25 protein-coding genes are annotated in these 22437 nt (G+C 43.3%); 12 read left to right on the plus strand and 13 right to left on the minus strand.

From position 1 onward, the window contains the following. Positions 1–160 precede the first annotated feature (160 nt). The 9 genes from MHI15_RS16735 (at position 161) to MHI15_RS16775 (ending at position 8822) form a co-directional block, all read left to right on the plus strand. Positions 161–1774, plus strand: a complete 1614-nt coding sequence (locus MHI15_RS16735) for a spore germination protein (RefSeq protein WP_139330130.1) — start codon at positions 161–163, stop codon at positions 1772–1774. Beyond that, positions 1767–2870 (plus strand): GerAB/ArcD/ProY family transporter, encoded by a 1104-nt coding sequence (locus MHI15_RS16740; protein WP_076128078.1) that lies wholly within the window; start codon positions 1767–1769, stop codon positions 2868–2870. The genes MHI15_RS16735 and MHI15_RS16740 overlap by 8 nt, the downstream gene beginning before the upstream one ends. Beyond that, positions 2863–4086 (plus strand): Ger(x)C family spore germination protein, encoded by a 1224-nt coding sequence (locus tag MHI15_RS16745; protein WP_341164628.1) that lies wholly within the window; start codon positions 2863–2865, stop codon positions 4084–4086. The genes MHI15_RS16740 and MHI15_RS16745 overlap by 8 nt, the downstream gene beginning before the upstream one ends. 24 nt (positions 4087–4110) lie before the next feature. Then, positions 4111–4299, plus strand: a complete 189-nt coding sequence (locus MHI15_RS16750; RefSeq protein WP_076185706.1) for a CLC_0170 family protein — start codon at positions 4111–4113, stop codon at positions 4297–4299. Between the two features lie 96 nt (positions 4300–4395). Then, complete coding sequence (locus MHI15_RS16755) at positions 4396–5376, plus strand: RluA family pseudouridine synthase (RefSeq protein ID WP_076128083.1); 981 nt, start codon at positions 4396–4398, stop codon at positions 5374–5376. Between the two features lie 153 nt (positions 5377–5529). After that, a complete protein-coding gene (locus tag MHI15_RS16760) occupies positions 5530–6051 on the plus strand; it encodes a hypothetical protein (RefSeq protein ID WP_076128085.1) in 522 nt (173 codons plus the stop codon). A 47-nt stretch (positions 6052–6098) separates the two neighbouring features. Then, positions 6099–6494, plus strand: coding sequence for a hypothetical protein (locus tag MHI15_RS16765; RefSeq protein ID WP_076128086.1), 396 nt, complete (start codon positions 6099–6101; stop codon positions 6492–6494). After that, on the plus strand, positions 6491–7084 hold the full coding sequence (locus tag MHI15_RS16770; RefSeq protein ID WP_232061171.1) for a TetR/AcrR family transcriptional regulator: 594 nt from the start codon (positions 6491–6493) through the stop codon (positions 7082–7084). Before MHI15_RS16765 ends, MHI15_RS16770 begins: the two co-directional genes overlap by 4 nt. Positions 7085–7241: 157 nt before the next feature. After that, positions 7242–8822: an oleate hydratase gene (locus MHI15_RS16775; RefSeq protein WP_076128088.1), complete on the plus strand. Its 1581-nt coding sequence runs from the start codon at positions 7242–7244 to the stop codon at positions 8820–8822. A gap of 139 nt (positions 8823–8961) precedes the next feature. Here the strand turns inward: MHI15_RS16775 and MHI15_RS16780 are convergent, their stop codons facing one another. Continuing rightward, on the minus strand, positions 8962–9684 hold the full coding sequence (locus MHI15_RS16780) for a DsbA family oxidoreductase (protein WP_341164629.1): 723 nt from the start codon (positions 9682–9684) through the stop codon (positions 8962–8964). Between the two features lie 196 nt (positions 9685–9880). Between MHI15_RS16780 and MHI15_RS16785 the strand changes: the two genes are divergently transcribed. Beyond that, positions 9881–10852: a glycosyltransferase family 2 protein gene (locus MHI15_RS16785; RefSeq protein ID WP_254848783.1), complete on the plus strand. Its 972-nt coding sequence runs from the start codon at positions 9881–9883 to the stop codon at positions 10850–10852. A 173-nt stretch (positions 10853–11025) separates the two neighbouring features. Continuing rightward, positions 11026–12132: an FAD:protein FMN transferase gene (locus MHI15_RS16790; RefSeq protein WP_076128094.1), complete on the plus strand. Its 1107-nt coding sequence runs from the start codon at positions 11026–11028 to the stop codon at positions 12130–12132. Positions 12133–12392: 260 nt separating this feature from the next. On the opposite strand, the gene MHI15_RS16795 is transcribed toward MHI15_RS16790, so the two are convergent. From MHI15_RS16795 to MHI15_RS16840, 10 genes are all read right to left on the minus strand, one after another. After that, positions 12393–13115, minus strand: a complete 723-nt coding sequence (locus MHI15_RS16795; RefSeq protein ID WP_076219374.1) for an HAD family hydrolase — start codon at positions 13113–13115, stop codon at positions 12393–12395. A gap of 33 nt (positions 13116–13148) precedes the next feature. Next, a complete protein-coding gene (locus tag MHI15_RS16800; protein WP_076306749.1) occupies positions 13149–13610 on the minus strand; it encodes a GNAT family N-acetyltransferase in 462 nt (153 codons plus the stop codon). A 102-nt stretch (positions 13611–13712) separates the two neighbouring features. Continuing rightward, positions 13713–14219, minus strand: coding sequence for a metallophosphoesterase family protein (locus tag MHI15_RS16805; protein ID WP_076128097.1), 507 nt, complete (start codon positions 14217–14219; stop codon positions 13713–13715). A 202-nt stretch (positions 14220–14421) separates the two neighbouring features. After that, a complete protein-coding gene (locus MHI15_RS16810; RefSeq protein WP_076308061.1) occupies positions 14422–15615 on the minus strand; it encodes an anti-sigma factor in 1194 nt (397 codons plus the stop codon). Continuing rightward, positions 15608–16111 carry a sigma-70 family RNA polymerase sigma factor gene (locus MHI15_RS16815; RefSeq protein WP_036681849.1) on the minus strand — a complete coding sequence of 168 codons (504 nt, stop codon included), beginning with the start codon at positions 16109–16111 and terminating at the stop codon, positions 15608–15610. The genes MHI15_RS16810 and MHI15_RS16815 overlap by 8 nt, the downstream gene beginning before the upstream one ends. Positions 16112–16278: 167 nt before the next feature. After that, positions 16279–17283, minus strand: a complete 1005-nt coding sequence (locus MHI15_RS16820; RefSeq protein ID WP_341164630.1) for a siderophore ABC transporter substrate-binding protein — start codon at positions 17281–17283, stop codon at positions 16279–16281. A gap of 122 nt (positions 17284–17405) precedes the next feature. Then, positions 17406–18161, minus strand: coding sequence for an iron ABC transporter ATP-binding protein (locus MHI15_RS16825; protein WP_036681845.1), 756 nt, complete (start codon positions 18159–18161; stop codon positions 17406–17408). Beyond that, positions 18155–19099, minus strand: a complete 945-nt coding sequence (locus MHI15_RS16830; protein WP_036681842.1) for an iron chelate uptake ABC transporter family permease subunit — start codon at positions 19097–19099, stop codon at positions 18155–18157. The genes MHI15_RS16825 and MHI15_RS16830 overlap by 7 nt, the downstream gene beginning before the upstream one ends. Positions 19100–19101: 2 nt before the next feature. Next, a complete protein-coding gene (locus tag MHI15_RS16835) occupies positions 19102–20049 on the minus strand; it encodes an ABC transporter permease (RefSeq protein WP_036681839.1) in 948 nt (315 codons plus the stop codon). Between the two features lie 228 nt (positions 20050–20277). Continuing rightward, positions 20278–20538, minus strand: coding sequence for a YqkE family protein (locus MHI15_RS16840; RefSeq protein ID WP_036681837.1), 261 nt, complete (start codon positions 20536–20538; stop codon positions 20278–20280). A gap of 91 nt (positions 20539–20629) precedes the next feature. On the opposite strand from MHI15_RS16840, the gene MHI15_RS16845 reads away from it, so the two are divergent. Then, on the plus strand, positions 20630–20974 hold the full coding sequence (locus MHI15_RS16845) for a winged helix-turn-helix transcriptional regulator (protein ID WP_076128100.1): 345 nt from the start codon (positions 20630–20632) through the stop codon (positions 20972–20974). Positions 20975–20991: 17 nt separating this feature from the next. Here MHI15_RS16845 and MHI15_RS16850 read toward each other — a convergent pair whose 3' ends face one another. After that, positions 20992–21495, minus strand: a complete 504-nt coding sequence (locus tag MHI15_RS16850) for a GNAT family N-acetyltransferase (RefSeq protein ID WP_076128102.1) — start codon at positions 21493–21495, stop codon at positions 20992–20994. A 25-nt stretch (positions 21496–21520) separates the two neighbouring features. Beyond that, entirely contained in the window at positions 21521–22363 is an 843-nt protein-coding gene (locus MHI15_RS16855) for an SDR family oxidoreductase (RefSeq protein WP_076185723.1), read from the minus strand. Positions 22364–22437 lie beyond the last annotated feature (74 nt).

The raw sequence follows: 22437 nt of genomic DNA on the forward strand, positions 1-22437 counted from the left end.
ACTCCTTAGGCGTTTCTATCTTTAGTTTAGCGGTCAATGGTGTAATGAGCAACACTTCTTAACTATCATCACCCTGTTCTTCTTTTGAAATATTTACATAAAAGGTCTTCTTTTAAGCCAAGCTTTAATAAGCGTGATTTCATAGAAAGGTGGAGCGACCGTGCAAAATTGGAAACAAAAATATACCTCCTTTAAACAAAAGCCTGCACGTAACGAGTCCTCTGCCCAGGACAATCGTCCAGTAAAGCCATTGGATTCCAGCCTGAAGAGCAATATAAGCTTCATTCGACAAGTCTTTGGAGAAGACAGCGACCTTATTGTCCGTAACTTCAAGGTATACGGTAGATATGATGCGGCTATTATCTTTTTTTCTTCTGTGGTGGACCAGAATCAAATTCAGAACTATGTTTTAAAGCCATTAATGAATGTTTCCTCCGACCACTCAGAAATTCCAAAAGATCTAAAGGATTTACCTGATTACATCTGGAGTATGACTGTACAAGTCACACAAGGTAACCGCACTAAGGACCTAAATACTCTAGTCTCCGTCTTGTTGGATGGAAATGTAGTTCTAATCATAGATGGAATGGATCAGGCACTTTACTTCAATCTGCGTAAAATTGAGCATCGTAGCATTGAGCAACCTCAAACTGAACAAGTTATACGCGGTTCACGTGATGGGTTTATAGAGAATTTAGAATCCAACATCTCTTTGCTTCGCTATCGACTACAAACGCCGGATTTTCGTGTAGTAACTGCCCCTCTTGGCGTACGGACGCGCTCAAAAGTAGCTGTTTGTTATATCGAAGGAATAGCCGATCCAGGGCTAGTTCAAAAGGTGATGAAGAGATTATCAGCAATTAATGTAGACGGCATCCTTGATGCGGGGTATATCGAGCAATTTATAGAGGATCATCCCCTTTCCCCGTTTCCACAGGTTCAGCCAACTGAACGTCCTGATAAATCTATAGCCTCTTTATTAGAAGGACGAGTCATCATCCTTGTAGATGGCTCACCTTTCTGCCTCATCGTCCCGGCACTTTTCAATCAATTCTTTCAGACGATGGATGACTATACGGAACGTTTTATCGTAGGAAGCCTCCTAAGAATGATCCGCCTGATCGCATTATTATTTTCCCTTTTCTTCCCTGCCTTATATGTATCCATTATCTCTTTCAATCCTGAGCTACTGCCGACAGAGTTCGCCGTAGCAATAACAGGTGCAAGAGCTGGCGTACCCTTTCCAGCCGTATTGGAAGTTCTGATTATGGAAGTCTTCATGGAGGTGCTGCGCGAAGCAACCATTCGCCTACCGCAAATGATTGGCGGGGCTCTTTCTATTGTAGGTGTGCTTGTCATTGGTCAGGCAGCCGTAGCAGCAGGTCTGGCGAGTCCAACTACCGTAGTTGTTGTGGCTATAACGACCATAGGGTCTTTTGCCACACCCGCTTACAATGCCGCAATCTCTTCAAGAATGCTTAGATTTCCATTGATCATATTGGCAGGCTGCTTTGGCCTGTACGGAGTAATGCTGGGCACTATTGTTATTATCAACCACTTATTATTCCTGGAATCTTTTGGCGTTCCCTACATGACCCCCTTTGTCCCTACGATATGGAAGGACCTTAAGGATAGTATCGTTCGGGTACCTTTATGGTGGATGCGAAGCCGCCCAAGCTTTCTTAATACACCTGATCCTGATCTTCTTGCCAAGGATATTCCGAAAATGCATACCGATCTGATTTTTAAGGAGAAAAGTGAAGCTGATGAATAGTAACCGCCCCATAACAACGATCCAAGTCATGGCTGTAATCGTTAGTACGATTATAGGAATAGGAATCTTAAGTATTCCTCGTTATATGGCTGAAGCCGGAGACAGTGGTGCACCGCTCGTGACTGCTTCTGGTGTACCTGTTGCTTTTTTGGGTTGCTGGTTTACAGCAGCTGTCTGCCGAAAATTCCCGAACGAAACGTTGTTCGTATTCAGCCGCCGCCTTCTCGGAACTGGGCTCGCGGATATTTTCTCCATTTTTATTTCTTTGTTTTTTGCTTTCTCTGCCGGGATCACCATGCGCCAATTCGGAGAAGTATGTATTGCGGTTGTCTTTAAAAAGACACCCATCGAAGCAGTAATTCTCTTAATGCTCCTACTGGTTGCCTTATCAATCCGAAGAAATATTGTGAAATTCACTTATGTTCATGTTTTCTATTTACCTTTTATTCTATTATCTGTTATAGCAATTGCCTTGGTAGCTATGAAAAATGTTGACGTTCTAAACTTGCTACCCCTCACCGGAAATCACACCACCTTTTCAAGCTTTTCCAAAGGAACGATTACGTCCGCTGGCCTTTATCAGGGCACATTTGTCATCATCCTGCTGGTTCCTTTAATGAAAAAACCTCAACAGATCCTTAAAGCAGGCACTGTTGCGCTTTGTATCATTGGATTCATTTATGTAATGATCGTTTGGGTCACTTTAGGCATGTTTGGAGCTCAAGAAACCAAATTACTTTCCTATCCAACCTTAGAAGCAGCTCGCTCCATATCCATCGGCGCAGGACTTTTAGAACGGTTTGATGCTCTTTTTATAATAATTTGGGTGGTTTCTATATTCACTTCCATCTTTACGAACTACTACTTAGCTGCATACTCTCTGCAACAAGTGCTGCGGCACAAGGATCACCGCCTAATATCCAGCTTCTTACTCCCACTTATCATCACTTTTTCACTTTTGCCGAGAAATATATTTCAGGTCTATTCATTTGCTAGCATTACAGCGATAATCGGTTTGATTTTTTTGACCTTCTATCCTCTTTTATTATGGTTAGTCTCTCTAATCCGAAATAAAGGAGCCATTTCTCATGAATAAAAAAATTTACAAGCGTGTAGTTCTTATATTTATTCTCTCACTCATGTCTGGTTTACTCTCAGGGTGCTGGGACCAGCTTGAAATAGAAGACCGTGCATTGGTGCTAGGGTTATCCATTGATTCCGTCCCTCCAGACAGCAAAATAAATGATGATCAAACCACTCATCTTAAAAGCGCAAATATTAGCCTTCCCAAAATCCGTGTGACCGCCCAAATTGCGGTTCCGGGAAGAGTTCCACTCGGACCAGGCAGTGGAGGTGATGGCGGAGGCGTGAATCAAAATCCAGTATGGGTCGTAGAAGTGTACGGGTACACCTTAGATGACGCCATGAACAATTTACAGCAGCAAATTTCTGATCCACGTTATCTAATTCATTTACGAGTGATTATTATTAGTGAGGACATCGCAAAAAAAAGCATGAATGACTTAAATGATTATTTGCGGCGAAATCCAGAAGTTCGTCGCCGGACCTGGCTGCTAGTATCCGAAGGGGAGGCTGCTAAATTTATGAATATTAATCCTCCGCTGCAGCGAGTGCCGACCCTTTACATCCTCTCCACCATGGAAAAAGCAGTAACATCAGGAAAATTCCCCGCTGATTATATAGGTGTATTCTGGTCAGCAGAATCCAAATGGGGCGAAAGTGGTTATCTGCCTTACGTCTCATTACATCAGGAAGACAATATCATGATTAAAGGCCTAGCTTACTTTAGTGGTGGAGTGATGGTCGGATCGACGATTCCGATTGAGATTGGCGCATATATGTCCATGAAGGGCATTAATCCCGGGGGATACTCCGATCTTTTTTATGCTGATGAATTCGGTCCGGTGATGCTCAAGGTCAACGACCGGTTCACGAGGGTGAAGGTTCATTTCAAAGAGGGCAAACCTCACATCACCTATAATCTCACTTTAGAGGCGGCTCTAGATGAGCATTTACGTAGTGATATCCCTATCGATTCCAGCCGTTCTTTAGAAAAGATTGAAGATATTTTTCAAAAGAGAGTGATCGGTATTTTCAACCACCTTATCGAAGAAACTCAACAAGCGCATTCCGATGTCTTTGGCATGGGTGAATATATTCGTGCATATGCTCCCTCCTACTGGAAAGCCAATATTCGTGACAAACATGACTGGGAGCAGCAGTATTCCAATCTCAGTGTTGAAGTTAAGTTGAAAACTCACATCGACAGAGTAGGTCTTAAACAAAATTAAATGACGTTTATGGGAGGCTCTACTATGCTCTATCACCAGCTAACCTACGTAATTGTTGCGCTGCTGATCTCCAGTGTTCTGTTGCTTACTGTGGATACTAAAATATATGCAGTCAATGCTATGCACCGGGAAAAAAAATATGCCCGCGTGTTAGGCTGGGTATATCTCGGTTTATTCCTGCTTCTTGGATTAGCCCAGCTGTTCTATCTATGAGCATTTACAAACCAGCAAGCCTGCCCTCTCCATAGTATTTCTTCACAGCCCATGGTATATTGAGGAGTACAATATTAAAGGACGGAGAATGCATCCATGAACTCAAGAAGAAATCCTAAAGAAACAGCCAAAAGAGGTACTCGTTCTCACAGCAAGCCTACTGGCAAGCTTAACCATAAAACTAAAACAACCGCAGCACCCAAGTCTTTTACTGTAAACGAACCTTCTGAACTGTTGCCCTTCTTACTCACCCACGTCACGGGTCGCGGACGAAATGCGATTAAATCCATCCTATCGCGTGGACAAGTGTCGGTGAATGATAAGGTAGTTACACAGCATAATTTCCAACTGCATCCGGGTCAAAACGTTACTATTGATCAAGAGAAGCCTGTACAAACAGCAGAGATGATCGGACTTAAAATCGTTCATGAGGATGAAGATCTGATCATTGTTCAAAAGGATGCTGGACTGCTATCTATCGCCACTGCGGAAGAAAATGAATTGACGGCTTACCGCCAGCTTATGGAGCATGTCCGTGTTAGCAATCCAAAAAATCGGATTTTTGTCGTACACCGTTTGGACAGAGATACTTCAGGCGTAATGATGTTTGCCAAAAGCGAACGGATTCAGCAGGCATTACAAACTACGTGGAAAGATACTGTGAAGGAACGTTCTTACGTAGCGCTCGTCGAAGGCGCGGTTAAAAGACCTGAAGGCAAGATAAGCTCTTGGCTCAAAGAAACCTCAACCCTTAAAATGTATTCCAGTCCTCATGAAGGCGATGGACTACATGCAATTACACATTATAAGCTTATTCAGGCTAACCGCCATTTTTCCTTGCTAGAGGTTAAGCTCGAAACCGGACGAAAAAATCAGATTCGGGTGCACATGGCAGATATCGGCCACCCTATCGCAGGTGACAAGAAATATGGGGCAGAGACCAAAACGGTAGGAAGACTTGGCCTACATGCTCGAGTGCTCTCTTTTATTCATCCAACCACTGGAGAACTAATGACCTTTGAGAGCCCGATTCCGAAGACGTTCCTGAAATATACTGCGCCTGCGCCTACAAACTAAGAATTGAACGTATACCCACGACTGACGAGCCTTCCCGCTTATGGGAAGCCGTAACTTCTACACAAGATGCCCGGTCCATTTGGTCCTGGGCGTCTTTTTTTAACTTCCTATCACATCATGTTACAATATAAATAAACAAAGAAGGTGCCCTTATTGTTCCATCCTACTGTTTTCGATAATATTAAGATCGCCTTTGAGAACCAGATTTATGACTACGATAATTTAGACGGAATACTGGTGGTTACGGATCGCTCCGACCTTCTGAATATGGCGCTGATGTCCAGAGAGTTCAGTCTCTCCTTCCAATTAACTGCAGGCAGGAAAGTAACCGCCGAAATCCTGCTCACTTCGACCACGAAAGATCTCAGCGATGAAATCATGGAGGTTCCTAATACGGATCCCGGCTGTAATCTTTCACTTCGTTTTTATATGGAAGTCGAAGATATTCCTAACGAATGTCAGGCGATAGACAGTATTCTAAAAGCGATCTGGGGACCTGATTTCCAGCCTGTGCAATCTTTAAGCTTCATATATGGCCAGGAAAGTGAAACTTACAATAACTGCATCGAGCTGCAATTCAAAAGACAACTTACAGAAGAACAAATGGAGGACATTCCAAACCTGCTAAGCCACCTGCTGCAAAGTGCGGAAGAACTGGAATCCTTCACGGTATAATTCCTACTTTTTAACGTTCGAACTATGGGAAAAGAGGTGTGCATGAAATGAAATTCCTGCCTGCTACCAAAAGTAAAAGTTGGTTTCTCTGGATGACCGTTTATGCCATTCTGCTATGGCTTCTCTTCCCTCTGCACCGATTTGTGATGCTGGCCCAAGAAATGGATACCACACTCTTACTGCGCTTTGCTCTTTTTTCCGTAGTAGTGGCAGGCATCGTCAACACTTTAGGCTGGCTCGGAGCACGTCTGCTCTGGGTATTTAGTACGGCGGGAATAATCATAGGCGCGGCATTTATGCTGGGCTACACCTACAAAGAGATGTCCGGTTGGGAGGATCTCGCAGGCTTCCTCGCATTTTCCTTATTTTCATGTGCCGGATTTGCACTGGGTTTATTAGCGGAAGGTATTCGTCTGCTGTATACGCGAGCATCGAAGTCTTGAATGGAAGAGGTGAAACGCTGTTGTCCAATTCTTTTCTAACCAAAAATGCATTGTCCCATTCTTTAAAAGAACTAATGGAGCATACACCGCTCAATAAAATTACTGTTAAACAACTAGTGGACCATTGCGGACTAAACAGACAAACCTTTTATTATCATTTTCAGGATATATTTGATTTGCTAGGTTGGATCTATAAGACTGAGGCTGTCGAAAGCCTCGCCCAGTATCGCAGCTACAGCACTTGGACGGACGGTTTTTATAGAATCTTCTGCTATATTGAGCGGAATAAATCCTTTTGCTGTAACACGCTAAATTCACTAGGCAGAAATCACCTGGATGCATATCTGTACGAGGTGACAAACGATCTCATCATGGGGGTTATAAACGAGCTGTCCTCCGGGATGGAGGTTTGCGAAGAAGACAAGCATTTTATAGCCAATTTCTATACGCTCGCCTTCACAGGCCTAATCATTCAGTGGATGAGAGAAGGCATGAAGGAACAACCGCACCATATGATTGAGAAGCTAAGTGATCTAATTGAAGGAAATTTTCTGAAAGCTTTACACAAATATGAGAACCATCCGTTGTAACCTTTGGTTGCAGCGGTTTTTTTTGTCTAAAAACTAGACAGATCACCCATAATGACAAAAATCCAGACACTCTAAAGAGTTTGATTATACCTTCAAAATAGGAGTTGGTTTACATTAAGAGTGTGATTATTTAAACAACTACTTGGAGGCGACCATTGTGAAAAAAGAGTACGGTAATAGACAGGTTTATTTTGTCGGTGGCGGAATTGCATCCCTAGCGGGCGCTGCTTACCTGGTCAGAGACTGTGATTTTCCGGGACAAAACATTCACATTATTGAAGAGATGAAGATTCTTGGTGGTAGCAATGACGGCGCAGGTGACGCTGAACATGGTTACGTTGTCCGCGGCGGCCGTATGCTCAACGATGAAGCTTATGAAAATCTCTGGGAACTATTAACAACGATTCCTTCTGTCGACCGTCCGGGGTTGTCTGTGCGGGATGAAATTATTGCTTTTGATACCGCTAATCCAACACACTCAAACGCCAGACTAGTAAATAAAGACGGCAAAGTAGAAGATGTATTGTCCATGGGTTTTGATATGGCTGATCGTCTCGCTATGGGCAAGCTGATTATTACACCAGAAGATAAAATGGGGAAAGCGCGTATCAACGACTGGTTCGCCCCTCACTTTTTCACAACAAACTTCTGGTATATGTGGGCTACTACTTTTGCATTCCAACCTTGGCACAGCGCTGTAGAGTTTAAAAGATATATGCTCCGTTTCTTCCATGAATTCCCAAGAATTCAAACACTGGAAGGTGTAACCCGCACTCCTTATAACCAATATGATTCCATCATTCTGCCTTTGCACAAATATCTTGAACCATTTGGTGTCGATTTTACACTGAAATGTACAGTGACTGATCTGCAGTTCAAAAAAGGTGACGGAATTACCGTAACCCAAATGAATGTAGTGCGCGAAGGTGTCAAAGATGTGATTGATGTAAAAGAAGATGATCTTGTGATTATCACAAACGGTTCTATGACCGAAGGCTCCAGCCTTGGTTCTATGACTTCTGCTCCACGCCTTAACGGCAAGGGAAGCTCGTGGAAATTATGGGAAAACATCGCTTCCAAGAAACCAAGTCTTGGCAATCCTTCTTCGTTCGATGATCATGTAGACGGTTCGAAATGGGAGTCCTTTACTGTAACTTTCCATGACTCCAAATTCTTCGATCTGATGGAAAATTTCACACGTAACCGTGCCGGCACAGGCGCTTTGGTCACATTCAAGGATTCGAGCTGGTTTATGTCCGTTGTACTGGCCTACCAACCGCATTTCCGCAATCAACCTGAGCATGTTAAAGTGTTCTGGGGTTACGGACTGTATCCAGACAAAGTTGGGGATTTCGTGAAAAAGAGAATGTGTGATTGTACCGGCGAAGAAATCATGCAAGAATTGATCGGTCATCTTCACTTTGAAGAACATAAGGACGAGATCATGGCTACCGCCAACTGTATTCCTTGCATGATGCCTTATATCACTTCTCAGTTCATGCCTAGACTCAATAGTGACCGACCAAAAGTTGTCCCTGAGGGTTCCACGAACCTGGCCTTTATTGGACAATTCTGTGAAATTCCAGATGACGTTGTATTCACTGAAGAATACTCCGTGAGAGCAGCGAGAATTGCGGTATATACTCTACTTGGTATCGAACGGCCTATCGAACCAATCAACCAATATCAATATGATGTACGTACACTATTCTCAAGCTTTGTTACATCTTTCAGATAAAACAACAATCAGCAGCGAGCGCTTCCGGATAACGGGAGCGCTTGTTTTTGAGTGTGGGAAGCAACAAAAGAACAGTTTTATCGAAACAAAAAAGAGCTGAGGGCTCCCTCAGCTCTTTTGTTTTACTCGAATCTAAACTTTAAATATTGCAAGATCCATCTGCGCAGCCATCATCGGTAGATACTTCAGAATTCCCATTACCAACCACTTGTAACGTTGGTCCTGCTTGTTCCTCCGCCCACACAGTATCCAGTACCTCTGTAAATACAGGACCTGGTTGTGCACCAGATAAAGCATATTTATTGTTGAATACAAAGAAAGGTACACCGGTAATATTAAGACGGCTTCCTTCTTCAATATCGCCATTAACCTCATTCGCAAAAGCATCCGTTTCCAGCATTGCCGCAGCTTCCGCTTGATCCAGACCTACTTCAGCAGCGAGTGAAGCCAGTACACTGCGATCTCCAAGATTTAATGAATCCGTAAAGTAGGCGCGCAGCAGACGTTCGGACATTTCTGCGCCTTTTCCCTTTGTGCTTGCAAAATGACTCAGTCGGTGACTGTCAAAAGTGTTGGTATGCTTCACTGTATCAAAATTAAATTCCAAACCCACATCTTTAGCTTGCTCCGCTAGTTGTGCGTTCATTGCTTTTGCTTTTTCGACGGTCATCCCGTATTTGGTAGCCAACAGCTCATGAATACTCTTGTCTGTACTTACCTCTGCATGTGGATCCAATTGAAAGCTACGGAATACTACCTCTACTTGATCACGGTTCGGAAATTGGCTGAGCGCATTCTCCAACCGTCTTTTGCCAATATAACAAAAAGGACATGCATAATCGGACCAGATATCTATTCTCACGAAAAAACCTCCTAATATTATTGATAATTTGTAGCTGTTATATAAGAGCAATAACTAAATATATGTCGCTTACTATTATATAGTTAAAAACTCAAAATTACAAACTTAACTTTATTAAAATAACATTTATAGACGTGAATGCTAAAGCAAAAAGTAAACGAAAGTGGTATATACGCTCCCCTTCAGGGCAGATAGAATGAAGTTAACACCAGACATTCCGAAGGGAGATCCCCATATGCATGATGTATCTATAGTGATACCTACCCGTAACCGTATAAACGACCTTACAGTGTGCATAGAATCTATAAGCAAGCAGACACAGCTAGAGAATGTCTCCATCGAGCTCTGGATTGTAGATGACGGTGAGATTCCTGTAGAAAGATTAACCTATTATCGTAACATACTGAACAAATTGCCACAGGCTGAGTTTCGATATCATCGTAAGACTAATCCGGGTCTCTGGCTTTCCCGTTATGAGTCACTTGGACTAGTAAATGCTGAAATTGTGCTTCATTTAGACGATGATGCAGAATTAGATGATTCCTTATATATTCGACGATTACTTGATACTTATGCAGCGGACGATTCAATTGTCGGTGTAGGCGGGGTTGCTAAAGGCATGCGCAGCAGCAAACCGGGCCGGCTGTTTGGCATGCTGACCGGACAAATGTCCGGATCCCCGGGCAGATTATCCCCAAGCATGTTTGCAGGCTCCCTATACCTCTGGGGAGAGAAGGAGCAGGTTTTTGAGACAGATTTTTTTCACGGTTGTAATATGTCATTCCGGCGCTCAGCATTACAAGATATGAAACCCTATCCCTGGATGACAAGTTACTCCATTGCCGAGGATATTTACTTGTCCCATTTGGCTAGCCGTTATGGCAAGCTTGTCATTAACCCGGCTATGAAAATCATTCATCATGAGTCGCCGGGTTCTCGGGATAAGGCGGGCGTTGTTGCAAGAGCTACTGCCATCAATCATTATTATCTGCTCAACTTACGTAAAGCACCCCCTATGAATTATGCCGCATTGATCTGGACGTTAACCTGTCTGACAGGCAAAGAAACTCTCAAACGAAATTTTAAAGCTGTTAGCGGTTATGCCAAGGGAATCCTTTTCGTAATGAATCCTCGTAAAAACAAATACCGTGAATACATGCTAGATTAGCTTAATAGTTACCTCTATATCCACAGCGTTGCTCCGAATCAGATTGCGGGGCTTTTTTTTCGTGCAGACGGAGTTGTACCTAAATATGCCATGAAATTAATTTCCATCAACTTCTGATCTAGGGTATGATAGTGATAATGTGTTTTAGAAACTAACTTTATGGATGGTGGAATATGTTCAAGAACAAAAAAACGACGTTGATCCTCGTTGTTATCCTCATCGTCGTCATAGCTGTCGGCGCTTGGCTAATTACTAAAAATAAGGATGACAAAGCGACGGAAACACCGGGTGGCGCAACAGCTTCAGGAAAAGGCGAAGCCAAGTCACTCTCACAGACCTTTTATATCTATGACACGGTCGTGAATATCAAAGTGTTCGGAGAAAATGTAGCCCAAAAAAATATGGATGATATCCAGCAAATGCTGGAGCGAATGGATATGGAGCTTAGCCGTACAAAAGAAGGCGGCGAGGTTTACGCAGTCAATCAAGCAGCAGGAAAAGAAGCGGTTGTCGTTTCGGAAGAGACCTTAGATGTTGTAAAACAATCGGTGCAATATGCAAAAGAAATGGACGGGCTATTCGATCCCACGATTGGTCCGCTGATCGACCTCTGGAACATCGGTAGTGGCGGGGATAAAGTCCCTGATCCAGCAGCTATCGATGCAGCCAAGAGCCTAACCAATTACAGGGACGTTGAAATTGACGAAGCTGCTAAGACCGTGAAGCTACTGAAGGAAAATATGGTACTGGATCTTGGAGGTATCGGCAAAGGGTATGCTGCTGACCGTATCGCTGATTATTTAAAAGAGCAAGGCCTTAACAGTGCAATGATCAACCTCGGCGGCAGCAGTATTATTGCGTTAGGTACGAAACCAAACGGAACGGATTGGAATATTGGTCTGCAAGACCCTGACCAAAGCCGCGGCACACAGCTAGGAACGATTAAAATCGCAGATGAGGTCATCGATGCTTCTGGTGTTTACGAACGTTATTTTATGCAAGACAATGTTCGTTACCACCATATTCTTGATCCACGCACAGGTTACCCTTCTCAGAACGGTCTCAAAAGCTTGACCATTATGAGCCCTAATGCAACAGATGCGGACGCTTTGTCCACTGGGGTGTTCTTGATGGGGATCGAAGAAGGTATGAAATATCTGGAGTCGTTACCTGAAGATGTAGAAGCTTTCTTTATTACCGATGACAACAAAATCTACGCCACACCAGGCATTAAAGAAAGAATGAATCTGACTGACCCTACGTACAGCTTCGCTGATTAAATGAAATAGAGCTTGCCCCCATAAAGCCATTATTGGCTTTGGGAGGCAAGCTCTTTTGTTGTGGATAAAGGTTCTTTGGCGTGGCTGAGGGATATTCATCGCCCAGCAGCCTGATAATCAGGGAATTCCTCCCTAAAAATCACCCGAATATGGCTATAACCGTGCTTATTTAGGTTTTATTAGGGAGGAATTCCCCAATAACCTCAATTTCGCGCTTTAATCGATTAATTTCAGGGAGGTTTTCCCTAATTAATTCCCGATCAAGATTTTTGCAGCACCAAAGGCAACTCGCTAAATTCCTTATAATTCGTGAAAATATAACTAGGCTTATGATCCGTAGCCGGCTGTCTGCCTCTCGGATTATACCAGCAGACCTTCCAGCCAGCCGCAAGCGCTCCTACTACATCGTTAGCCCAGGTATCACCTATATAAAGTGAATGGTCTGGTGAAGTGCCAGACTTCTGATTCACATGCAAAAAGAGTTGCGGATCTGGTTTGGCCAGACCTACAGCGTCAGAAATAAAAATCATCTCCTCGGGGATCATCTGATCCAGACCTAATCCGCGAATCTTTTTCATTTGATGATCTTTGGGTCCATTCGTAATGATGCCTACTTTATGACCAGCAGTAATGAACCTTTCCAATTGCTCCCGGACTCCATCTATCATTTGAATGGTGTACTGACGGCCAATGTAAGCCGCTTGTACCGCCGTGGCTTGATCACGATCGAGCTGTAAACCATACTCTGCAAAAGCAAGCTCCAATCGGCGTACCCTAGTCTCCTCCAGCGGAATTTCTCCACGTAAATACATAGGCCATAATACATCACTATGATGTCTTACTTTATAAAATAACTCCGCAAAGTCCAGACTGCTCTCATCCGGTCTAAGCACTTGACGCACCGCTTCTTTAAAAGGAACCAAATGATCATATAAGGTATCATCAAGGTCAAAAAAGATTGCCAGCTTATTACTTGTATCCACTTTAACGCCCCTTACTCGTCTTTCTCTCTAGCTTTAGAAAAAAAGGTTATAGGTATAAAAATCATCATCCCGAATGTAGCCATGCGCTTCATATAAACGCTGTGCCCCCACATTCGCCGTCATTGTTGTCAGGGACAAGCCCTTCGTATTCGTTGCGAGCGCATGAGCTCTGGCACTTTCCAGCAGCTTGGAGCCGAGCCCATGACCTCGCAGTTCCGTAGTTACATATAGATCATTCAATATCCAGAGACGCTCCATAGAGACCGATGAAAAAGAGGGATAGAGCTGGGTGAAGCCCCACGCTCGTTTCTCCTCGCCTTCTCCCTCCACCGCAATAAAGATTACCGATTCGTTCAGCTTCAATCGATCTGATAAAAAAGCACGTGCACCATCCAGATCAGAGACTGCCCCATAAAATACCCGATACTCATCAAACAATGGGATAAGCCGTTCCAAATCATCATAGATCACACGTTCAATACGATAGTTGTTCATCCTCAACGCTCACTTTCCGGCTTGGGCCGTTTTAACGTTATTGTATATTTCAGCCGTACCGTGCACCATGGAGCGAACGCCAGATCATTTGGACAATTATTCTTATTCTTTGGAATCGTAGAACACATGCCGGGCACTGACTTTACCCTCTTCGATATCCAAAATTCCGATGGAATACAGTTTCTCACGTCGTTTATCCGTTGGCGATCCTGGATTAAAGAGCAGAATCCCATTCTCTTCCCGCAATAAAGGCTGATGCGAATGTCCAAAAAGAATACAATCCACCTTATCGTTCGCAAAAGCAAGCAGCGCATTCCCGTCCGTTCCTTTGCGGGAGTGTGGCGTATGACCATGGACCATTCCGATCCGGACTCCCTCAAGCGTTAGCAGCTTACGCTCCCCGAAACGCTCGATGATCTCTATTCCATCGTTATTCCCAGCAATCCCTTCCACTGGAGCCAATTCAGCCAACAAATCGTAGATTCCCATACTCACCCAATCTCCAAGATGCAGAATCAAGTCTACATTCCGGAATTCAGCAACAAGTGCTTTGGGCAGAGACTTAGCCATTCTTGTCATATGTGTATCTGATACCACGCCTACTTTCATATAACTCAGCTCCTAATCTATCATACTCATCTCATATTCAAATAATTGTACGATTTGCTTAAACGAGAAGCAAGTTCTGTGACTTCTCCCACACAGAAAAGCCGGGTACACCCCACTAACACAGAGCATATCCGGCTGCCATTAAGTAATTCCAAAGAAATCATTTATGCTTACTACCTTCTACAGTATTTAGCATCCCAACTCAGTTCTCTCTATCCTGCCAATTCCATAATCTTACTTCTTCAACATGAATATTACTGACCCATTTTTCTTCCTTTAACTTGAGCAACTCTTTAACCGGACCGGTTACGACAGCTCCATACAGCCTAACTCCGTTCTTCTCCAGATAACTAATGGAGTCATCCAGATCAATAAACGGAATTACCTTGTTGGCGATCGATTTATGCTCCTGCATTAAGTGCAGTGTCTTAAGGAAGTTCGCATTACGAAGTTCACCATCCCCATATGAGTCAACAGATGGAGAAACACTCGTGCGGCTAGTCACCCCTCCAAACCAACCCCACTTTTTCTTTGACTCTTGTGTCACCTTCATATCATCGGCATGCCAGATGGGCGTACTTGGAAATCCTAAGGGATCATTTATTACTGGCTCTTGTGTCCTTGGACCTGTATCTGCTGCGAACCATAAAAGCTCAAGATTTTTATGCTGAAACTTCTTCAATAGCTCATCTGTCGTAAAAAATTGTTCAAAAGACAAATAGGCTTCTCCTACCGTACCTTCAGGGAGCTTTTCTAGTTTTTCCCACTCACTGCTGTCATCCATCCTATTTTCTGCAGACTGGTTCTCAGTGGGATAGATAAAGTAATTACCTGTCCCACTGCGTTCATATGTCCATGAATAACTATATATTCTGGGCCAGCCTAATAGAAACTTCATCGAATAATCTCCAACATTAATCCGCGCATCACCAATTTGTTTTATTATTTCACCCTGCAGATTCATACTAAAAAACGGTCCGGAATCGCTACTCAAATGGACGATTGTATTCGGCTGTGAAACAGCAATTGCGGAAGAAACGACATCACGGTAAGTCTCTCCTCTTTCTCCAGTGCCATAAAATACCGCTGTGATGATACTGCTGACGATCAAAAAAATCAAAAATGCAGAAATCACCGTCAAAGTATTTGATATGCGTGCTTTCCACTTGCCCCGGCGGATGATCTTTTTTTCTTTACCGGGTCTGTTTCTTTTACCCTTTCCGAATTTTATGCTCTTCTCCTCATCTGAAGCCGGCTTTTCTTCACTCATGAGTTCATCCAGATAAGCCTGGTAAGCTTCCATCTTCTCTAGCTCACGTTCAACCTCATCCCTATCCTTATCAGCAAGAGTGCCTTCACCATACCTTCTTAACTTCTCCTTAAACTCTTCACTCATGTTCATTTCTCCTCCGCTCTGCCTCACGCAGCTTCTGTCTGGCCCGAAAGATCAATATCTTATATTGGGACAAGCCCACATCCATAATGTCCGATGCTTCCCGATAACTCAGCCCATGAAAATCATGCAGCAGCAGTGCATTTCTCTGATTGTCCGGTAGCTCACCTACTGCTATCCTCATCTCTTCCCAACGTTCCTGATGAAGCAGTGTGCTTTCTGTGGTATCTGGATGAGCAAGCTTTTTGAAATAATCCTCACTCTGAACTGTACTGCGGCCTTCCTTTCGCTTGTAATCTACGAAGGCGTTATAAGCGACACGGAACAACCATGGCTTAATCTTCTCTTCTTTACAATCCTCCAAATGTAGATAAGCTCGATAAAAGGTTTCTTGCATCAAATCTTCAGCCGCATAATGATCACCACAAAGGGAGCGCAAATAGCGGTAAATATCCATCACATACATCTGATATATTTCATCCAATGACTTTCGCTTCATGCACTCCCCCCTTAACCTAACCACGTATCCCAGCCTGAAAAGTTACAGATAAATTTAGCAACTAGTATGAATATACCAGTAATTCCATGAAAAAAAGCGAAAAAAAGCCTGCTGGCAAGGAGTATCACTCCTGCCAACAGGCTTTTTAATTCACCAAGCTACTCTGCTTACAGAACAACTTCAACTTCTTTGAGCATTTCGCTAACGGATATTAAACCGCCACCGGACAAATACCAGTAGTTAGGATCCAAGTAAATGATTTTACCGTTTTTAAAGGCATTTGTGTTCTTCACTAGATCGTTTTCAACTGCTTTTTTAGCTGAGCCGGCTTCGCCGCCATCACTCTTCACAGCCGCATCTCTGTCCACTACAAACAGATAATCCGGATTCTTATCCGCTACATATTCGTAGGATACGCTTTGTCCGTGAGTGGATACTTCAATTTTATCATCAGCCTGTGCAAATCCGAACACATCATGGATAATCCCAAAACGGGAACCTGCACCGTAAGCACTGATTTTTCCTTCATTCGCAAGAATAACAAGTGCTTTTTTGCCATCAGCTGTTGCCTTCGTATTCATAGCTTTGATGGAATCATTGATAGTCGCAAGCTCAGTTTCTACTTCTGCTTCTTTTCCAAAAATTTGACCCAGCATTTTCACGTTATTCGTAAAAGATTCCATGTAGTTTGCATTATCTACAGCCACATACAGAGTAGGTGCAATTTTGCTGAATTCTTCATAAGAATCCTGTTGTCTGCCGGAAATGATGATCAGGTCCGGAGAAAGACTGTTTATTTTTTCGAAGTCAGGCTCTTTCAAACCCCCAACATTCTCATATTTAGCATCGTTATATTTAGAGAGATAAGCCGGTACATTACTTTGAGGCACTCCAGTCACCTCTACACCCAGTTTATCCAGCGTATCCAGTGTACCGAAGTCAAAAACAACCACTTTTTGCGGATTGCTTTTGATAGTTGTTTCGCCAAGCGCATGCTTGAAAGTAAGCTCTGTCGGTGCTGTAGTTGCTTCCGTTGTTGGTGCAGTAGTAGCCTCCGAATTGCCTGCCGCTGCTGTGTTGTTATTTGAAGTTGCTGCATTATTGGAGCCACAAGCCGCCAAGATTACCGCAAGAAATACTGTCATAATCAGTAAAGATAAGTTCTTCTTCAATGTATTCACCCCTAATTTTTATAGTGAAGCTATTTGAATTATTCGCGTATGCGTTAAGAAGCTGGCGCCTTTCACTTCTTACGTTACGTCATAATAATATCCGCATAGTAATAGTTACCTTTTTAGAAATAGACACCGATTTTTCGGCCTCCTATAGTTTCAATAGGAATGTCCATGTCATATACCTCTTTAAGAACTGCAGAATCTATAATTTCATCCGCTGTACCCGAGGAAGCTACTCTTCCATTTTTAAGCGCAACAATGTAGTCAGAGTAACAAGATGCAAAGTTAATATCGTGGATAACGAGCACAATCGTCTTCCCCTTCTCGTCCACCAAGCGGCGAAGCACCTTCATAATTTGGACGGAATGCTTCATATCAAGGTTGTTGAGCGGTTCATCGAGCAGAATGTACTCTGTATCCTGAGCCATAACCATGGCAATATATGCCCGCTGGCGTTGCCCTCCACTGAGCTGATCAATATATTTATCCTGCATCTCTTGGAGATCCATGTAAGCAATCGCTTCGTCAACGAACGCCCGATCCTCCGGACTCAGCTTCCCCTGTGAATACGGGAATCTCCCAAAAGAAACGAGCTCCTTCACAGTGAGGCGTACGCTAATATGATTGGACTGCTTTAACACCGATATTTTACGAGCAAGCTCATTACTTTTGCAGGTACCGATTTCCTTACCTTCGATCAGCACCTCTCCCGCGTCTTTGGAGATAAGTCTGCTGATCATGGAGAGCAGTGTACTTTTACCCGCACCATTTGGTCCGATAAACGAGGTGATTGCGCCTTTTTTGATGGACAAGGACACATCATCAACGACGGTTACTCCGCCATAACGTTTGGTTAAATTTTTAACTTCTACCACGACTTATTCTCCTTTAACAGCAGATAGACGAAGTAGACGCCGCCTGCAAAATTGATAATCACACTAACCGTAGTATTGAATCCAAAAACACGTTCGACCAGGAACTGCCCGCCGACAAGCGCAACAATGCTCAGCAGAATCGTTCCAGGAATCAGATAGGCATGCTTATAGGTACGGAACAGCTGGTGTCCCACATTAGCTACCAACAAACCTAAGAAAGTGATTGGCCCCACTAGAGCCGTCGAGATCGAAACGTAGATAGATACAATAACTAGCAGCCTTTTGACCACATAGTCATAATTGATGCCCAGATTAATGGCTTCATCTTTTCCAAGCGAAATAACATCCAAATACTTAACAAATCGCAAGAAATACAACGTAGTTAGCGTCAGAACAATGGTAGAGAGAATCAATAGGTCACTGCTGACATTGTTGAAGCTGGCAAACATTTTCCCCTGTAGAATCAGGAATTCGTTCGGATCAATAAGCACTTCCATAAAAGAAGACGCGCTCTGGAACATCGTCCCCATGATTAGCCCTACCAGCAGCAGGAAATAAATATTTTGTCCTTCCCTACGGAACATTAGCTTATACAATACGCCTGAAAACAGGACCATGAGACACGCAGAGAACAAGAAGTTGATGTTTTTATTCATAAAGGTCATATTCGATGAACCTAAGGCATATACACCGAACGTCTGGATTAACATGTACAGGGAATCGAGCCCGAGAATACTTGGTGTCAAAATACGATTGTTCGTGATGCTCTGAAAAACTACGGTAGAGACAGCTATCACAGCTCCGGTAATCAGAATGGCCGCCAGCTTTCTTCCCCGGCTGGGCAGAACGTAGTCCCAATTTCCCAAAGCATGATACGTCATAAACAAGACGATGAGGGCGACAGCACTTATAGATAATATAGTTAGTTTTGTCTTCATCTCTAGTTCGCCTTTCTTCTCATCAGCAAGTAGATAAACAGACCACTACCGATGACGCCTACCGTGAGACTGATTGATATTTCATATGGATAGATAATGAGCCTGCCCAGAATATCGCAGAACAGGAGGAACACCGCTCCGAGAATGGCTGTATGCGCCAGACTTTTTTTGAGGTTATCTCCTATGTACAACGTTACAATGTTAGGTACTACCAGACCCAGAAATGGAATCGTACCTACGGTTAAAATGACAACAGAAGAGATTAACGCTACAATTACCAATCCCACGTTGACAACCGCTTTGTAATTCATGCCAAGATTAACGGAGAAATCCTCGCCCATACCGGCTACCGTAAATTTATTAGCGAAGAGATACGCCAGGATGACAAGTGGAATGCTGATATAAATTAATTCGTATTGGCCTTTGATAATCGTTGAGAAATCTCCAAGCATCCAAGACGAGATATTCTGAATCAAATCATTTTTATACGCAAAAAATGTTGTAATCGAACCTACAATGTTTCCGAACATGAGTCCGACCAGCGGGATAAAAATACTATCCTTGAACTTGATCCGATCCAAGATTCTCATAAAAATAAAGGTGCCCAATAGTGCAAAAACAAAAGCAACCAGCAATTTCTGCATTGGCGTTGCGCCTGTGAATAACATGAGGGATACGAGAATACCAAATTTTGCGGAATCCATCGTTCCGGCCGTAGTCGGGGAGACGAATTTATTGCGTGACAGCTGTTGCATAATTAATCCGGCAATACTCATGCTGACTCCAGCGATAATCAATGCGGCTAACCGGGGAATCCGGCTTACCAGCAAGGTCTGTGCTTGAGATTCCGTAAGATGAAAGAGATCTAATGGGGATATATCTTTAACGCCTATAAACAAAGATATAAATGAAAATACTATTAGAAGTAGGGACAAATATTTTAGTTTCATGAGTTGTTCCTTATCTGTTTAATAGTTTACAAATGCGCTTTTATGATAATGATTTTCATTCGCAATGTTTTAAATTATACCTAAGCCCACTTTGAGGGTCAACCCTTTCATATACTTAAATTTAAAATAATTAAGACTTAGGCTTATCTGCTTAAGTTACCTAAAAAAAGACACCCTAACGGGTGCCTCTTTAATCTCTGCCATATTTTTAGCGCTAAACTATAGGATTTATTTATATTTCTTCCAATCCTGATTACTGTTCTCCAGCAGATGTGCAAAATCATTATCCAACCGCTTCTGCTCAGCCTTCCGCTGATCTTCCACTGCCTTACGGGCAGCTTCTTTACGGTCATTTTCCTCCGCTTTCAACGCATCAGATTGCGCCTTCAGCTTTCCTAGAACATCACTGCTTAGCAGATCTTTTAACGTAGCAGGGCCATCATTCGTAGCGGCTCTTGGTGTGGTAGGCATTTTCTTTTTTTTAGCCACTGTCCATCATCCTTTCTAGTACTGAATTAAATTGGAATTTGTTTAAGTTATTGGTCTTTTCGTTTATAATGTTTACTAAGAGGTGAGCCCTATGAAGTCCAATGATTTATGTCCCCGGCTACAAAAAAGTATGGATATTATCGGCAGGCGTTGGACTGGTTTAATTATCTACCAGCTCCTTCAAGGACCCCAACGTTTCAATGTAATTGAAGCGGCATTACCCATCAGTGGAAGACTGCTCTCCGAACGGCTCAAAGAGCTGGAACAGGAAGGGATCGTTCTTCGAGAAGTGTTCCCAGAGACCCCCGTGCGGATCCAATATTCTTTGACGGATAAAGGTCTTGCTCTGGAATCAGTCATCCGAGACTTACAGAGTTGGTCCAAAGAATGGGTCGATTGTGACACCGATAATCTAAATTCAACTCTCAAAATGTAAGCGTTTTATCTGAGGCATTAGATTTTAAGGCCGACAATGACTAAATCACGCTCTATACCGTCAAGTTCAGCCACACCAGGCAGCATTCCCCATTCTTCAAAACCAAACTTTTTCAGTAAACCAAGGCTTGGATCATTATGTCCAAACACAAAGCCGACTAGATTCTTAATTCCGAGACTAGGGGCTTTCTCAATGGCCTCTGTCAGAAGAATTCTGCCCGCACCACCACCACGGAACTTTTCATTCACGTATACACTGATTTCTGCTGTTGCATTATACGCTGGACGACCATAGAAGGATTGAAAACTGAACCATGCAGCAATTTCATCTCCTTGCTTCAGTACCCATAAGGGACGGTGATGGCTATTATGCTCAAGAAACCATTTCTCCCGATCTGCAACAGTAACGGGTTCCAGATCTGCAGTTACCATCCTCCCAGCAATCGTTGAGTTATAAATATCTACAATAGCTGCTAAGTCTGCAGATGTTGCATCTTCAATTCTGCTGTTCTCCCAATTCATCCCTTAATTCCTCCAAATGTGTTAATTAACTCAGGCCGACCTGCTCCTGGCTCCATTGCCACAGCCGTTCGGCCTCTATTGTATTCTGCGCTCTGGGAGACAGTTGTTTAATCTTTCTTCGATAATAATATTGACCGGTTACCTCTCCAAGATCGGGATCTGTAGCCAAATAAATCGCTGTATCGGCACCTTGTTCAGGTGTTAAGAAAAAGTATGAGAGTAACTTAAGTACCGACTTGCCAAAACCAGTCTCCCGGTTTACACCTATATTCGTCCCCACTGCTCCTGGATGCAGGCAATTCACCGTCACCCTTGTTCCGTGAAGACGCGAAGCCAGCTCCCGCGTGAACAGAATATTGGCTAGCTTGGATCGGGCATAGGCTTTTGCAGGATTAAAACGGCGAGCGAGGGTTGGATCTTCATAATGGAGCGCACCTATCTTGTAAGCACCGGAGGCAACCACAATGATACGACCTTGCTCTGCTGCCTGCAACGACTTAAGTAACAAATTGGTAAGTAGAAAATGCCCCAAATGATTTACGCCAAGATCCATCTCAAAGCCGTCCTTCGTAAGCTGACGCTTAATCGTGACTACCCCGGCGTTATTGATAAGTATGTCTAGCATCGGATATTTCATAGTGAATTCCTCAGCAAAGCTGCGAATGCTCTCAAGTGAAGCCAGATCACACAACATGAGCTCGATATCCTCGGAGTGGCTCTTTTGTTTGGCGGCAGCAAGTGCTTCTTCTCCCCGCTGGCGATTACGGCAAACCATAATAACTTTAGCTCCCTTGCGAGCCAGTTCAACTGTTGTGGCCAGCCCCATACCGGAATTCGCTCCGGTAACAAGTGCGATTGTTCCTCTCATTGCAAGAATCACTCCTCTCTCAACAACCGTACCCGAATAAGCTTCAGCCTAACCTTAGGAGAAGTATATTTAAA

This window comes from Paenibacillus sp. FSL H7-0918 (genome assembly GCF_038007025.1).
GTDB classification, from domain to species: domain Bacteria; phylum Bacillota; class Bacilli; order Paenibacillales; family Paenibacillaceae; genus Paenibacillus_AQ; species Paenibacillus_AQ odorifer.

Coding starts and splice junctions, on each gene's coding strand:
- MHI15_RS16800 (WP_076306749.1), bottom strand. CDS start 13,610: ATGAACAACTATCGTATTGAACGTGTGATCTATGATGATTTGGAACGG.
- MHI15_RS16755 (WP_076128083.1), top strand. CDS start 4,396: ATGAACTCAAGAAGAAATCCTAAAGAAACAGCCAAAAGAGGTACTCGT.
- MHI15_RS16810 (WP_076308061.1), bottom strand. CDS start 15,615: ATGAGTGAAGAGTTTAAGGAGAAGTTAAGAAGGTATGGTGAAGGCACT.
- MHI15_RS16805 (WP_076128097.1), bottom strand. CDS start 14,219: ATGAAAGTAGGCGTGGTATCAGATACACATATGACAAGAATGGCTAAG.
- MHI15_RS16785 (WP_254848783.1), top strand. CDS start 9,881: ATGAAGTTAACACCAGACATTCCGAAGGGAGATCCCCATATGCATGAT.
- MHI15_RS16790 (WP_076128094.1), top strand. CDS start 11,026: ATGTTCAAGAACAAAAAAACGACGTTGATCCTCGTTGTTATCCTCATC.
- MHI15_RS16740 (WP_076128078.1), top strand. CDS start 1,767: ATGAATAGTAACCGCCCCATAACAACGATCCAAGTCATGGCTGTAATC.
- MHI15_RS16815 (WP_036681849.1), bottom strand. CDS start 16,111: ATGAAGCGAAAGTCATTGGATGAAATATATCAGATGTATGTGATGGAT.
- MHI15_RS16835 (WP_036681839.1), bottom strand. CDS start 20,049: ATGAAACTAAAATATTTGTCCCTACTTCTAATAGTATTTTCATTTATA.
- MHI15_RS16765 (WP_076128086.1), top strand. CDS start 6,099: ATGAAATTCCTGCCTGCTACCAAAAGTAAAAGTTGGTTTCTCTGGATG.
- MHI15_RS16830 (WP_036681842.1), bottom strand. CDS start 19,099: ATGAAGACAAAACTAACTATATTATCTATAAGTGCTGTCGCCCTCATC.
- MHI15_RS16745 (WP_341164628.1), top strand. CDS start 2,863: ATGAATAAAAAAATTTACAAGCGTGTAGTTCTTATATTTATTCTCTCA.
- MHI15_RS16850 (WP_076128102.1), bottom strand. CDS start 21,495: ATGAATTGGGAGAACAGCAGAATTGAAGATGCAACATCTGCAGACTTA.
- MHI15_RS16845 (WP_076128100.1), top strand. CDS start 20,630: ATGAAGTCCAATGATTTATGTCCCCGGCTACAAAAAAGTATGGATATT.
- MHI15_RS16750 (WP_076185706.1), top strand. CDS start 4,111: ATGCTCTATCACCAGCTAACCTACGTAATTGTTGCGCTGCTGATCTCC.
- MHI15_RS16855 (WP_076185723.1), bottom strand. CDS start 22,363: ATGAGAGGAACAATCGCACTTGTTACCGGAGCGAATTCCGGTATGGGG.